General features: G+C 69.9%; 12 protein-coding genes and 1 tRNA gene. 8 read left to right on the forward strand and 5 right to left on the reverse strand.

Annotated features, from left to right (window positions below):
* Positions 1-2: 2 nt before the first annotated feature.
* Both Q5Y72_RS04720 and Q5Y72_RS04725 read left to right on the forward strand, forming a co-directional pair.
* Complete coding sequence (locus tag Q5Y72_RS04720) at positions 3-515, forward strand: hypothetical protein (RefSeq protein WP_305962240.1); 513 nt, start codon at positions 3-5, stop codon at positions 513-515.
* Positions 512-1,015: a hypothetical protein gene (locus Q5Y72_RS04725; protein ID WP_305962241.1), complete on the forward strand. Its 504-nt coding sequence runs from the start codon at positions 512-514 to the stop codon at positions 1,013-1,015. Before Q5Y72_RS04720 ends, Q5Y72_RS04725 begins: the two co-directional genes overlap by 4 nt.
* Positions 1,016-1,096: 81 nt before the next feature.
* On the opposite strand, the gene Q5Y72_RS04730 is transcribed toward Q5Y72_RS04725, so the two are convergent.
* Together Q5Y72_RS04730 and Q5Y72_RS04735 are read right to left on the reverse strand one after the other, a co-directional pair.
* Positions 1,097-1,172, reverse strand: a tRNA-Ala gene (locus Q5Y72_RS04730).
* A 205-nt stretch (positions 1,173-1,377) separates the two neighbouring features.
* Positions 1,378-1,692, reverse strand: coding sequence for an FYDLN acid domain-containing protein (locus tag Q5Y72_RS04735; protein ID WP_305962242.1), 315 nt, complete (start codon positions 1,690-1,692; stop codon positions 1,378-1,380).
* A 101-nt stretch (positions 1,693-1,793) separates the two neighbouring features.
* Here Q5Y72_RS04735 and Q5Y72_RS04740 point away from each other — a divergent pair, with 101 nt between their 5' ends.
* The gene (locus Q5Y72_RS04740) at positions 1,794-2,480 is read left to right on the forward strand and encodes a M48 family metallopeptidase (protein WP_305962243.1); all 687 of its coding nucleotides are present in this window, start codon (positions 1,794-1,796) and stop codon (positions 2,478-2,480) included.
* Between the two features lie 31 nt (positions 2,481-2,511).
* Positions 2,512-3,156, forward strand: a complete 645-nt coding sequence (locus tag Q5Y72_RS04745) for a GntR family transcriptional regulator (protein WP_305962244.1) — start codon at positions 2,512-2,514, stop codon at positions 3,154-3,156.
* A 36-nt stretch (positions 3,157-3,192) separates the two neighbouring features.
* Here the strand turns inward: Q5Y72_RS04745 and Q5Y72_RS04750 are convergent, their stop codons facing one another.
* Both Q5Y72_RS04750 and hemB read right to left on the reverse strand, forming a co-directional pair.
* A complete protein-coding gene (locus Q5Y72_RS04750; RefSeq protein WP_305962245.1) occupies positions 3,193-3,828 on the reverse strand; it encodes a lipid-binding SYLF domain-containing protein in 636 nt (211 codons plus the stop codon).
* Between the two features lie 70 nt (positions 3,829-3,898).
* Positions 3,899-4,894 (reverse strand): porphobilinogen synthase, encoded by a 996-nt coding sequence (hemB, locus tag Q5Y72_RS04755; protein ID WP_305962246.1) that lies wholly within the window; start codon positions 4,892-4,894, stop codon positions 3,899-3,901.
* Between the two features lie 98 nt (positions 4,895-4,992).
* Here hemB and Q5Y72_RS04760 point away from each other — a divergent pair, with 98 nt between their 5' ends.
* From Q5Y72_RS04760 to Q5Y72_RS04775, 4 genes are read left to right on the forward strand one after another with little or no spacing between them, the layout of a single operon-like run.
* Positions 4,993-5,565 (forward strand): hypothetical protein, encoded by a 573-nt coding sequence (locus Q5Y72_RS04760; protein ID WP_305962247.1) that lies wholly within the window; start codon positions 4,993-4,995, stop codon positions 5,563-5,565.
* 38 nt (positions 5,566-5,603) lie between these two features.
* A complete protein-coding gene (gene mfd, locus Q5Y72_RS04765; RefSeq protein WP_305962248.1) occupies positions 5,604-9,104 on the forward strand; it encodes a transcription-repair coupling factor in 3,501 nt (1,166 codons plus the stop codon).
* The gene (locus Q5Y72_RS04770; protein ID WP_305962249.1) at positions 9,101-10,240 is read left to right on the forward strand and encodes an aminodeoxychorismate synthase component I; all 1,140 of its coding nucleotides are present in this window, start codon (positions 9,101-9,103) and stop codon (positions 10,238-10,240) included. Before mfd ends, Q5Y72_RS04770 begins: the two co-directional genes overlap by 4 nt.
* Before the next feature lie 14 nt (positions 10,241-10,254).
* Positions 10,255-10,842: an aminotransferase class IV gene (locus Q5Y72_RS04775; RefSeq protein ID WP_305962250.1), complete on the forward strand. Its 588-nt coding sequence runs from the start codon at positions 10,255-10,257 to the stop codon at positions 10,840-10,842.
* A gap of 115 nt (positions 10,843-10,957) precedes the next feature.
* On the opposite strand, the gene Q5Y72_RS04780 is transcribed toward Q5Y72_RS04775, so the two are convergent.
* Positions 10,958-12,847, reverse strand: coding sequence for an AMP-binding protein (locus Q5Y72_RS04780; RefSeq protein WP_305962251.1), 1,890 nt, complete (start codon positions 12,845-12,847; stop codon positions 10,958-10,960).
* Positions 12,848-12,959 lie beyond the last annotated feature (112 nt).

The raw sequence follows: 12,959 nt of genomic DNA on the forward strand, positions 1-12,959 counted from the left end.
CGATGCTGGTCATGACACCCGCTGCCAAGGCCATGCTTCGAAAGGAACGGCGGCGGGAACGTGACGCCATGCGCGGCAAGCTGGGCGAGACCCGGCACCGGGCGCTTGTGGATCGGCTGGCCAAGACGATCAGGACCGAACGCGAGGCCGGGCGGATTGCCACGCTCTTCAATCTGGAAGGGCCGCTGCGCCACGCGATCCGGTCCAAGCTGTGCCTTCAGGGCTGGCGCTGGTCCGATGCCGACGCAATGGCCCGCGATCTGCTGGACGCGACATTCATCCGCCTGGGTGCGAATAGGCCGTCGTGGAACGAAGGCCAGCCCGAGTGGCTGATCGACGGCGGCGGGCTGATTGGAAGGCTGGTATGCGCGCGGCGCGGATGCGACAGGCCGCTGCCGGAAGGTCACCGAAAGTTCTGCGGCAAGCTATGCCGCGATGCACATCATACCAGCATTGAACGGCTCTTGCGGGCCGGCGAAAATGCCGCCCTTGATATGGCCGTTGGCCGCGAATGACCGACCCGCTATTCCAAACATTCTGCAAGGGCTGCGGGACCGAATTGCCGAGCGGACCTTATGCCGAGGTTCGGGAATGGTGCGGCGCAAAATGCTACAACGACCATTATCACGCACTTGAAAAAGCCGCCCGGCTGGACGCCAAGCGCAACCGTCCGCCCTGCAAGCAATGCGGCGGACCTGTCGCCATCCACAAGGACCGGCGGGCTGTCTATTGTTCGTTGCCCTGCCAGCAAAAAGGCGTGCGTGCGGAATGGCGGCTCAAACTGGCCCGCATCTGCGAGCATTGCCGCAAGCCCTATGTCCCGAACACTAAGGATCAGCGGTTTTGTGGTCAGTGGTGCCGGGCGCAGGCAACGATCCGAAAGCACCAACCGCGACCGTGCCAATGGTGTGACGCCATGATCCAGAAACCCAAGCTGGCAGCGACGAAATACTGCTGTAGCACCTGCGCAGCACGGGCGCGCGAGGCAGCGCGTAGGGCGAAACGCGAAACCTGAACCTTGTTCCCCCAGTGTTCCCCGAAGGGCGAAGGGGTGCTGACCGTTCGGTCACAATATCGTCTAACTGTCTGATTTTATTGGTGGAGCCAAGGGGAGTCGAACCCCTGACCTCTTGAATGCCATTCAAGCGCTCTACCAACTGAGCTATGGCCCCACCGGAGGTCCGCGGCGGGCGTTCGCCTGTCCGCGTGGGGGGTCGTATAGGGGGGGGCGGGGCGGGGTGCAAGCGGAAAATTCGCGAAGGCGGCGCGGTTTTTCCGGCGCCGCGATGCGGTCCCGCCGGATGCGAAAACGCGGCCCTTCCGGGCCGCGTGTCTCTGGCATCGGGCGATGAATGGCCGCTGCGGGCCGCGGCGCGATCAGTCGTCGTCCTCATCCGCGACATCGGCGATCTCGTCCAGAGAGACATCGCCGTCGTCGTCGTCCTCTTCCAGCAGATCGTCGTCGAGATCGCCGCCCTCGTCGTCGAGATCCTCGTCATCATCGGTCAGGTCGTTCGTGGTCTGCGTCGACGCCTTCTCGCTGACCAGTGTGCGGCCGCGTCCGTCGGTCAGGCTTTCCAGCGTGAACTGGTTGCCGCAGGCCGGGCAGGTCATCGGATTGCTGCGCAAATCGTAGAACCGGGTCGTGCAATGCGGGCACAGGCGTTTCGTGCCCCATTCCTCTTTGGGCATGGTAATCTCCTTCCGCCGCGATTAGGGAATTTGGCGACCCCGTGCCACAGCCATGCGGGGCTGTCAAAGGCTTTTCTGGGTGCGGGTGGCGGGCAGGACGGATGGGCGAGCAGATTATCCTGGCCTGCGGGATGCGGATCGCGCTTCGGCGGTCGTCGCGGGCGCGGCGCATGACGCTGCGGGTGCCGCGCGACGGCGGCGACGCGGTGCTGACCCTGCCCAGTCAGGTGGCCCTGGCCGAAGGCCGCGCCTTTGCCGAGATGCGGCGCGACTGGCTGATGCAGGCCGCGGCGCGCAGGCCGGCGCCCCTGCTGGCCGAGCATGGCGCCCTGCTGCCGGTCGAGGGCGTCCCGCGCAGGCTGGTGCCTGCCGCAGTCGCCGCCGCGCAGCTGCAGCCCGACGCCCTGCTGCTGCCGGCACGGCGGGCCTGCGGGCCGGTGGTGCAGGGCTTCTTGCGGCATCTGGCCCATCAGCGGCTGTGCGTGGCCTGCGACCGCCATGCGGCGCGGCTGGGGCGCGCGGTGCGCGCGATCACGCTGCGCGACACGCGGTCGCGATGGGGCAGCTGTACGACCGGCGGCCGGCTGATGTTCTCGTGGAGGCTGGCGATGGCGCCGCCTGAGATCCTCGATTATGTCGCCGCGCATGAGGTCGCGCATCTGGCGCATATGGACCATTCGGACCGTTTCTGGACGGCGGTGGCGCGGCTGATGCCCGATTACGCCCCTCGCCGCGCCTGGCTGCGCCAGCATGGCGGCGGCCTGATGGCGTGGAAATTCCGCGATTGACCCGCGCCGCGCCGCTCATCACAGATAGCGCATGACCGCGTCCCGCCCGACCGATCCCGCCGCGCATGAGCGCCTGTATCGCAGCCTGCGCAGCCGCATCATGCTGGGCGAGGTGGCACCGGGGCAGGCGATGACGCTGCGCGGGCTGGCGCGCGACTATCACCTGTCGATGACGCCCGCCCGCGAGGCGGTGCGGCGGCTGGTGGCCGAGGGGGCGCTGTCGCTGTCGGCCTCGGGCCGGGTCTCGACGCCGGAACTGTCGGACGAGCGGATCGAGGAACTGGCTGCGCTGCGGGCCCTCATCGAGCCGGAACTGGCCGCGCGTGCCCTGCCGCGGGCGCATTTCGCCCTGATCGACCGGCTGGCCCAGATGAATGGCCGCATCGGCGACGCGGTCGAGCGGCACGATGCGGTCGGCTATATCCGCTGCAATCTGGATTTCCACCGCATGCTGTATCTGCGTGCCCAGGCCCCCGCGATGCTGGCGATGCTCGAGACGATCTGGCTGCAGCTGGGGCCGACGATGCAGGCGCTGTACGGCCGGGCGCGCCGGAACGAGCCTCCGCGCCATCACCGGATGATCCTGGCGGCGCTGCGGGCCGGGGACGAACCCGCGCTGCGGCTGGCGGTCCGGGCCGATGTGACGCACGGGCTGCGGCTGCTGACCGCCGGCTAGGTCGCCGCGCCCGGCTGTGCCTGCGGCCGCCGCGGCCTAGCGGCGCGGCATCGTCGGCAGCGCCGGCATCTGCGGCAGCGCCAGCCCGGTCGGTTGCAGAAGGGACGAGGGGATGATGCGCGAATACTTGGTGCCCTCGATCGCGGCCCCGGCCATCAGCCCGGCCTGCCCGAAGATCATCGCCACCACCGGATATTGCGCGGTGATCGTGTCCGCGCCAAGCGCCATGCCGCCCGCCGGGATCGCATAATAGGCATCCGCCCCCGCCACCCAGCCCGGTGCCGCGCGGAACGCCGAAAGCGCCGCATCGCTCTGGAAGATCAGCACATGGGCGAATTGCTGGGCGCCCGCCTGAAACCCGAACGAGGCCTGCGTCGCCGAATAGTAATCGACCGTGGCGCCGCCGATCCTCAGCGCCCCCTCGCCATAGGCGCCACCGACGCCCAGCGCGGCCTCGGTCATCAGCGGCATGTAGAGAACGCCCCTGGCGGCCTGCACCAGCGGCCCGGCCGAGGGGTAGTTCTGCAACAGGTATTGATGCGTCTGGTCGACCCGCGCATCAAGCTGTGCGCCGGCATTGCTGCCAACCGCGTTCGTGCAGCCTGCCACGGCCAGCGCCGCGCCTGCGGACGCGATCATGCCGCGGCGGGTCATCATCCCGGATCTGCTCATCTCGTCGCCTCGCGTTTCGTGATCCGGCATTGACGGCCGGTTGCGCGCAACGATACGCGAGCCGGCCCCCTCACGCCAGCATTTCGGCCACCGCCGGCGCGAAATAGCTCAGGACGCCGTCGCAACCCGCGCGCCGGAAGCCCAGCAGGCTTTCCAGCATCGCTTCGCGCGACAGCCAGCCGTTGCGGATCGCGCCTTCCAGCATCGCGTATTCGCCGCTGACCTGATAGGCGAAGGTCGGAGCGCCGAATTCGTCCTTCACGGCCCGGCAGATGTCCAGATAGGGCATTCCCGGCTTGACCATCACCATGTCGGCGCCCTCGGCCAGGTCGCGGGCCACGCAGCGCAGCGCCTCGCCCCGGTTGGCGGGGTTGATCTGATAGGTCTTCTTGTCGCCGATCAGCCGCCCCGAGGCCCCCACCGCATCGCGGAACGGGCCATAGAAGGCGCTGGCGAATTTTGCCGCATAGGACAGGATCGCCACCTGCTTGTGGCCGTGGGCCTCCAGCGCGCCGCGCAGCGCGCCGATCCGGCCGTCCATCATGTCCGAGGGGCCGAGGATGTCGGCCCCCGCCTCGGCCTGCACCAGCGCCATCCGCACCAGCGCGGTGATCGTCTCGTCGTTCAGGATCTCGCCATCGACCACGATGCCGTCATGGCCGTTGGCATTGTAGGGGTCCAGCGCGATGTCGGTCATCACCGCGAGATCGGGCACCGTCTCCTTGACGGCGCGGATCGCGCGGTTGCCGATATTGTCGGGGTCCCATGCCCGCTCGCAGCCCTCGGTGCGCAGGTCCTGGTCCGAATGGGGAAAGATGCAGATGGCGGGAATGTTCAGCCGCGCGGCCCGCTCGGCGGCCCGCCGCGCGCCATCAAGGGTCAGCCGCTCGACCCCGGGCATCGAGGCGATCTCGCCCTCGGCACCGGCGACCTCGGTCACGAAGATCGGCCAGATCAGGTTGGCGGAGGCGAGGTTCACCTCGCTGACCATGGCGCGCAGATTGGCGGTGCGGCGCAGCCGGCGCAGGCGCGAGGCGGGAAAGGGGGCGATGATCGGGCTGGCCATGGCGGCGTCCTTTCTGGCGGGCGGCGGGCTGGCAGATGCTTTCCCTTGCCGCGCTGTCGTTCTAAGGTCGCGCGCGACCAAGGACAAGGAACCGCCGCGTGCCGCAATTCGACGGAGTGATCAGCTTTCTGGACAGCCGCTCTTTCGGCACGATCTGGTTCTGGCTGGCGCTGCTGGGCATGTGGTCGGCCTCGGGGCGCAGCGTGCTGGGCGTGCCCGCCGAGGTGCTGTCGGCCGCAAGGCGCGCGCAAGGCGCGGGCGAGCCCGAGGCCCCCGCCGTGATCGCGCTTCTTGACTGGCTGTCGCTGTGCCTGCCGCGCTGGCGGCTTGGCCCGCGCGAGGGTGCGGTCTTTGCCGGCGCCGCGGGCTTCCTGCTGACATCGCTGGCGATCATGGGCTTCGGCTACGGGCTGGAGCTGGCGCAGGCGCTGACGCTGCTGCTGGCGCCCTTCGTGATGCTGTTCTGGATGCGCGTCCGCCTGGCGCGGCGGCTGGCGCCGGTCCTTGCAGCGGGCCACAGCGGCGAACGCCCCCTCGCGGGGGTCGGCGCCGAGGCGGTGCGGCAGATGCAGAGGCATCGCAGGCTGGCCACGCTGCTGTCGATCCTGGCGGTTGCCGCCACCGCGATGTGGGCCGCGCTGTGGGCGGTGATGAACCCGAACGGGCTGTGACGCTTGACACCGCCGCCACGCGCCTTACGTCAGCGGCCATGTCCGATCCCGTGATCCTCTCCGGCGCCCCCGAGGGCTATGATGCAGCCCTGCTGGCCCGCGAGGCCGGCCGCGGCCAGCCGGTCATCCACATCGCCCGCGACGACCGCCGGATGGCCGCGATGCGCGCGGCCCTGCGCTTTCTCGCACCCGATGTGCCGGTGCTGGACTTTCCGGCATGGGACACGACGCCCTATGACCGCATCTCGCCCGCCCCCGAGGTGCAGGCGGCGCGCATGTCCACCCTGGCCGGGCTGGCGCAGGGCGCCATCAAGGGGCCGTTCGTGCTGCTGACCACGCTGAACGCGGCGATGCAGCGCGTACCCGCCCGCGACCTGGTCGCCACGACCAGCTTTGCCGCCCGGGTCGGCGACCGCATCGACGAGGCGGGGCTGCGCGATTTCCTCGTCCGCATGGGCTTTGCGCAATCGCCCACGGTGACCGAGCCGGGCGATTACGCGGTGCGCGGCGGCATCATCGACATCTATCCTCCGGGCGGGGCGGGACCGATCCGGCTGGACCTGTTCGGCGATGTCCTTGACGGCGCGCGCCGCTTCGATCCGGTCAGCCAGCGCACCACCGACAAGCTGTCGGCGGTCGAGATCGCGCCGATGTCCGAGGTGATCCTGGACGAGGGGGCGATCGCGCGGTTCCGGCAGAACTATCGCGCCGAATATGGCGGCGGCACCAGCGATCCCCTGTATGAATCGGTCAGCGCGGGCCGCAAGGCCGCGGGGATGGAACACTGGCTGCCGTGGTTTCACGACCGGATGGAAAGCCTGTTCGACTATCTGCCCGGCGCCTCGGTGATGCTGGACGATCATCTGGGGCAGGTGGCCGACGCCCGGCGCGGGATGATCCGCGAACAGTTCGACGCGCGCTGCGCCGCGATGGCAGCGAAGGGGCGCGCCGACACCGTCTACAAGCCGGTGCCACCCGAGCGGATGTTTCCGACCGAGACCGAATGGCAGGGCTGGCTGGCCGGTCGCCGGGTGCTGCGCCTGTCGGTCTTGGCGCAGCCGCCCGGACCCGGGGTGCTGGATGCCGGCGGCCGCCCCGGCCGCAGCTTCGCGCCCGAACGGCTGGCCGAATCGGTGAACCTGTTCAGGGCACTGGCCGACCATGTTAAGGTCTTGTCCCGCGATCGCCGGGTGGTCATCGCCAGCTTTTCCGACGGCGCGCGGGACCGGCTGGCCGGGCTGCTGGCCGATGAGGGGCTGACCGGCGCGACGGGCCTTGCCGATCTGCGCGACCTGCCCGACCGGCCCGGCGCGATCGGCCTTGCGGTCTGGCCGCTGGACGAGGGCTTCGTCGCGCAGGGTCAGGCGCTTGGCGCGATCGCGGTGATCTCGGAACAGGACGTGCTGGGCGATCGGCTGATCCGCGGCGCCAGAAAGCGCCGCCGGGCCGAGAACTTCCTGCAGGACACCACCAGCCTGACGCCGGGCGATCTGGTGGTGCATGTCGAACATGGCATCGGCCGCTATACCGGCCTCGAGACGATCACCGCGGCCGGGGTGCCGCATGATTGCGTGGCGCTTGAATATGCCGGCGGCGACCGGCTGTTCCTGCCGGTCGAGAACATCGAACTGCTGTCGCGCTATGGCCATGAAGAGGGGCTGCTGGACAAGCTGGGCGGCGGCGCCTGGCAGGCGCGCAAGGCGCGGCTCAAGGAACGCATCCGGCTGATCGCGGACAAGCTGATCCGGGTGGCCGCCGAACGCCTGCTGCGACCCGCTCCGGTCCTGGAACCCGAGGACCACGACTGGCAGGCCTTCGCCGCGCGCTTTCCCTACAGCGAGACCGACGATCAGGCCTCGGCCATCGAGGATGTGCTGGAGGATTTGGCCGCCGGCCGGCCGATGGACCGGCTGGTGGTGGGCGATGTCGGTTTCGGCAAGACCGAGGTGGCGATGCGCGCCGCCTTCGTCGCCGCCTCGCAGGGCATGCAGGTCGCGGTCGTGGCGCCCACCACGCTGCTGGCGCGCCAGCACTACCGGACCTTCGCCGAGCGGTTTCGCGGCACCGCCATCACCGTGCGCCCGCTGTCGCGTTTCGTTTCGGCCCGGGATGCGGCGGCGACCCGGACCGGCCTCGGCGATGGCAGCGTCGATATCGTCGTCGGCACCCATGCCGTGCTGGCCAAGGGCGTGCGGTTTCGCAACCTGGGCCTGCTGGTCATCGACGAGGAACAGCATTTCGGCGTCGCCCACAAGGAACGCCTGAAGGAGTTGCGCAGCGACATCCATGTGCTGACGCTGACCGCGACGCCGATCCCCCGCACGCTGCAACTGTCGCTGACAGGCGTGCGCGACCTGTCGATCATCGGCACGCCGCCGGTCGACCGGCTGGCGATCCGGACCTATGTCAGCGAGTTCGACAGCCTCACCATCCGCGAGGCGCTGCTGCGCGAGAAATATCGCGGCGGGCAAAGCTTCTTCGTGGTGCCGCGCCTGTCCGACCTGCCCGATGTCGAACACTGGCTTGCCGAGAACGCGCCCGAGATCAGCTATATCGTCGCGCATGGCCAGCTGGCTGCGGGCGATCTGGATACGCGGATGAACGCCTTCTATGACGGCAGCCATGACGTGCTGGTGGCCACCTCGATCGTGGAAAGCGGGTTGGACATCCCGACCGCGAACACGATGGTTGTCTGGCGGGCCGACATGTTCGGGCTGGCGCAGCTGTATCAGATCCGGGGCAGGGTGGGGCGCGCCAAGACCCGCGCCTATTGCTATATCACCACCACCCCGCGCAGCCCGCTGACCCCGCAGGCGATCCGGCGGCTGAAGTTCCTCGGCTCGATCGACAGCCTCGGGGCGGGCTTCAACCTGGCCTCGCAGGATCTCGACCTGCGCGGCGCCGGCAACCTGCTGGGCGAGGAACAGTCCGGCCATATCCGCGAGGTCGGCTTCGAACTGTACCAGCAGATGCTGGAGGAAACGATCGCCAAGCTGAAATCCGGCGAGATCGAGGGGACGCCCGAGGACGAGTGGGCGCCGCAGCTGAACCTCGGCGTGCCGGTGACCATCCCCGAAAGCTTCATCCCCGATCTGGACGTCCGGCTGGGTCTGTACCGGCGGCTGGCCGCGCTGACCACCAAGGTCGAGCTCGAGGGCTTCGCGGCCGAGCTGATCGACCGCTTCGGGCCGCTGCCGCGCGAGGTCAACACGCTGCTGCTGGTCATCCGCGTGAAGGCGATGGCCAAGCGTGCCAACATCGCCCGGCTGGATGCGGGACCGAAGGGGGCGACGGTTCAGTTCCATGACGACAAGTTCCCGAACCCCGCCGGCCTGGTCGAATTCCTCACCGATCAGCGCGGCGAGGCCAAGGTCGAGGGCAACAAGATCGTGCTGCGCCGCGAATGGGGCTCGGATGCGGATCGCATCAAGGGTGCCTTCGCCATTGCCCGCGACCTCGCGGCCAAGGTGAAGGCCGGCGCCCGGGTGGATGCGGGCACGCGGGCCGGGCCGGGCGCCAGGGCCGGGGCGGGGACGTGACCGAGGCCGCGGGCAGGCAGATCCGCTTTGATCGCGGGCCGCTGCCCGCAGGCACGCTGTTCGCCGACCCGGTGGCGATGATCCGCGCCGACGATCCGGCCGAGGTGCCTGACGCGCTGGCCGCCATCGAAGACGCGCGATCCGCCGGACGCTGGATTGCCGGCTATCTGGGCTATGAGCTGGGCCATGCGCTGATCCCGCGCCTGGCGCCGCTGATGCCTGCGGGGCGGCGGATGCCGCTGATCCTGATGGGCGTCTTTGCGGCGCCCCGCCCCGCGCCGCCGTTTCCCGATCCGCGGGGCGTGGCGGTGGGCGCGCCCCGGCCGCTGTGGTCGCGGGCGCGCTATGACGCCGCGCTGGCCGAGGTTCACCGGCTGATCGAGGCCGGCGACACCTATCAGATCAACCTGACCTTTCCCGCCGAGGTCGAGGTCGCCGGCGCGCCGCTGGCGATCCATGCGGCACTGGCGGCGCGACAGCCGGTGGGCGAGGGGGCGTATGTCGATCTGGGCGGGCCGGTGGTGCTGTCGCGCAGCCCCGAGCTGTTCTTTGCCGTGGATGCCGCGGGCCTCATCCGCACCAGGCCGATGAAGGGCACCGCGCGGCGCGGCGCGACGCCCGAACTGGACCGCGTGGCGGCGGCGGCGCTGCAGGCATCCGAGAAGAACCGGGCCGAGAACCTGATGATCGTCGATCTGCTGCGCAACGACATCAGCCGCGTCTGCCTGCCCGGAAGCGTTCGGGTGCCGAGCCTGTTCCGCATCGAGGAATACGCGACCCTGCACCAGATGACCTCGACGGTCGAGGGCAGGCTGCGCGCCGGGGTGACGCTGGCCGATATCCTCGCCGCGCTGTTTCCCTGCGGCTCGATCACCGGCGCGCCGAAGATCCGCGCGATGGAGATCATCGCCGGCCTCGAGGCTGCCCCGCGCGAGATCTATTGCGGCGCCATCGGCTGGATCGACCCGGCCGGGCCGATGCGGTTCGGCGTCGCGATCCGGTCGCCCTGGATGATCGCGCCCGACCGGTTGCGCCTGAATGTCGGTGGCGGCATCGTGCATGACAGCGAGGCCGGATCGGAATGGGAGGAGGCGTTGTGCAAGGCCGCATTCCTGGACCTCGCCCCGACGGGCTGAGGGTCATCGAGACCATGCGCGCGGGCGCCGACGGGCGGATCGCGCATCGCGACCTGCATCTGGCGCGGCTTCGGCGCGACTGCCGGGCGGTGGGCTTTCCGCTGGACATGGCCGCGGTCGGCACCGCCCTTGATGCGGTGCCCGCAGGGGCCGAGCTGCGCCTGCGGCTGAGCGTGGATCAGGCGGGGCGGATCGCGATCGAGCGGGCGCCGCGCCCTGACAACCCGGCCTTCTGGCGGGTCGCGGTCGCGGGGCCGCGGCTCTGCTCGGGTGATCCCTGGCTGCGGGTCAAGACCTCGCACCGCCCGGTCTATGACGCGGCCCGCGCCGCACTGGCGCCGGGGGTGGACGAGGCGATCCTGCTGAACGAGCGCGACGAGATCTGCGAGGGCAGCATCACCAGCCTGTTCCTGCGCCGCGGGGGCGTGCTGCTGACGCCGCCTTTGTCCTCGGGCCTGCTGCCGGGGGTGCTGCGCGCCGCGCTGATCGCCAGCGGCGCGGCGCGCGAGGCGGTGCTGCGCCGCGCGGATCTGGACGGGGCCGGCTTGCTGTGCGGCAATGCGCTGCGCGGGTTGATCCCGGCGCGGCTGGTCGCGACCTGACCGCCCCGCGCGGGTGGGGGCGGCTGGTCCCGCCCGGCAGCGGGGCAGGGGTGGCGTCGACGCCCCCCATCGAGGGGGCCGCCGACGCCCGGGGGCTGCGCCCCCGCGCCTGGCCTCAGCCTTGCGGATAGCCGAGGCCGCGCAGGGCGGTGGCGATTTCGTCGAGGATCGCGGGATCGTCGATCGTCGCGGGCATCCTGAACTCTTCGCCATCGGCGATCTTGACCATGGTCGCGCGCAGGATCTTGCCCGAGCGCGTCTTGGGCAGGCGGTCCACCACGCAGGCCAGCTTGAAGGCGGCGACCGGGCCGATCTGGTCGCGCACGCGCTGCACCACCTCGCGCACGACCTGGGCATCCGGCGTGTCGACCCCCTTCTTGAGGCAGAGGAATCCGACCGGCATCTGCCCCTTGAGGCTGTCGGCCACGCCGATCACTGCGCATTCGGCCACCGCAGGATGGCCCGACAGCACCTCCTCCATCGCGCCGGTCGAGAGCCGGTGGCCCGCGACATTGATCACATCGTCGGTGCGCGCCATGATGTAGAGATAGCCGTCCTCGTCCACATATCCTGCGTCGCCCGTCTCGTAGAAGCCCGGGAAATGCGCCAGATAGGATGCGCGGAACCGGTCCTCTGCGTTCCACAGCGAGGGCAGGGTGCCCGGCGGCAGCGGCAGCCGGACGGCAATCGCGCCCAAGGTGCCCGGCGCGACGGGATGGCCGGCCTCGTCCAGCACCTGCACGTCATAGCCCGGCATCGGCACCGAGGGGCTGCCCTTCCTGACCGGCAGCGCCTCGATGCCCAGCGGGTTGGCGGCGATGGCCCAGCCCGTCTCGGTCTGCCACCAGTGGTCGATCACCGGCAGGTGCAACCGGTCCTCGAGCCACTGGATCGTGTCGGGATCGGCCCGTTCCCCGGCCAGGAACACCGCCTGAAGGCATGAGAGATCATGGCGCCGGATGAAGTCGCCCTTCGGATCCTCGCGCTTGACGGCACGGATCGCGGTGGGGGCGGTGAAGAAGCTTTTCGCCTTGTGGTCCTCGATGACCCGCCAGAAGGTGCCGGCGTCGGGCGTGCCGACGGGCTTGCCCTCGAAGACGATGGTGGTCGCGCCGGCGATCAGCGGGCCATAGCAGATATAGCTGTGCCCGACGACCCAGCCGACATCCGAGGCGGCCCAGAACACGTCGCCAGCCTCGATGGCGTAGATGTTGCGCATCGACCAGGCCAGCGCGACCAGATGCCCGGCAGTGTGGCGGATCACGCCCTTGGGCTGCCCGGTCGTGCCCGAGGTGTAGAGGACATAGGCGGGGTGGTTGCCCTCGACCGGCAGGCAATCGGCGGGGGTCACCCCCTTCTGGATGCTGTCCCATGCGAAATCGCGGCCGGGCACCAGCTGCGCGGGCTGCTGGTCGCGTTGCAGGATGACGCAGAATTCCGGCTTGTGGCGGGCGCCCTCGATGGCCGCGTCCAGAAGCGGCTTGTAGGGCACGACCCGGCCGGGCTCGAGCCCGCAGGAGGCCGCGATGATCGCCCGGGGCCGCGCATCGTCGATGCGCACCGCCAGTTCATGCGCGGCGAAGCCGCCGAACACGACCGAGTGGATCGCGCCGATCCGCGTGCAGGCCAGCATCGCCTCGAGCGCCTCGGGCACCATCGGCATGTAGATGATGACCCGGTCGCCCTTGCCCACGCCCCGGTCGCGCAGCGCCCCGGCGAGGCTGGCCACCCGGTCGCGCAAGGCGCGATAGGTGATGCTGGCGGTGGTTCCGGTGATCGGACTGTCGTGGATGATCGCGGGCTGATCGCCGCGCCCGGCCTCGACATGGCGGTCCACGGCGTTCCAGCAGGTGTTGACCAGGCCGTCGGCGAACCATTCGCCCGCCGGACCCTGATCGAAATGGGCGCGCGAGGGGGCGCGGTCCCAGTCGATGGCGGCGGCCGCCTGCATCCAGAAGCCCTCGGGATCGGCCTTCCAGCCTGCGTACAGATCCTTGTATGCCATTGCATGCCTCCTCCACGACGCTGTCGGTCTGTTAGCGGGCCGGGGCGCCGCCACGCAACCATGTTAGCGGGATCGCCCGGCCCGCAGGCGCGCGATTATGCAGAAATCGGCG

Source organism: Paracoccus spongiarum (assembly GCF_030732095.1).
GTDB lineage: Bacteria > Pseudomonadota > Alphaproteobacteria > Rhodobacterales > Rhodobacteraceae > Paracoccus > Paracoccus spongiarum.

Excerpts from the sequence above, each read along its gene's own strand:
- Q5Y72_RS04725 (WP_305962241.1), top strand. The coding sequence starts at position 512 with ATGACCGACCCGCTATTCCAAACATTCTGCAAGGGCTGCGGGACCGAA.
- hemB (WP_305962246.1), bottom strand. The coding sequence starts at position 4,894 with ATGGCCAGCCCGATCATCGCCCCCTTTCCCGCCTCGCGCCTGCGCCGG.
- Q5Y72_RS04720 (WP_305962240.1), top strand. The coding sequence starts at position 3 with ATGCTGGTCATGACACCCGCTGCCAAGGCCATGCTTCGAAAGGAACGG.
- Q5Y72_RS04740 (WP_305962243.1), top strand. The coding sequence starts at position 1,794 with ATGGGCGAGCAGATTATCCTGGCCTGCGGGATGCGGATCGCGCTTCGG.
- Q5Y72_RS04735 (WP_305962242.1), bottom strand. The coding sequence starts at position 1,692 with ATGCCCAAAGAGGAATGGGGCACGAAACGCCTGTGCCCGCATTGCACG.
- mfd (WP_305962248.1), top strand. The coding sequence starts at position 5,604 with ATGTCCGATCCCGTGATCCTCTCCGGCGCCCCCGAGGGCTATGATGCA.
- Q5Y72_RS04775 (WP_305962250.1), top strand. The coding sequence starts at position 10,255 with ATGCGCGCGGGCGCCGACGGGCGGATCGCGCATCGCGACCTGCATCTG.
- Q5Y72_RS04780 (WP_305962251.1), bottom strand. The coding sequence starts at position 12,847 with ATGGCATACAAGGATCTGTACGCAGGCTGGAAGGCCGATCCCGAGGGC.
- Q5Y72_RS04750 (WP_305962245.1), bottom strand. The coding sequence starts at position 3,828 with ATGAGCAGATCCGGGATGATGACCCGCCGCGGCATGATCGCGTCCGCA.
- Q5Y72_RS04745 (WP_305962244.1), top strand. The coding sequence starts at position 2,512 with ATGACCGCGTCCCGCCCGACCGATCCCGCCGCGCATGAGCGCCTGTAT.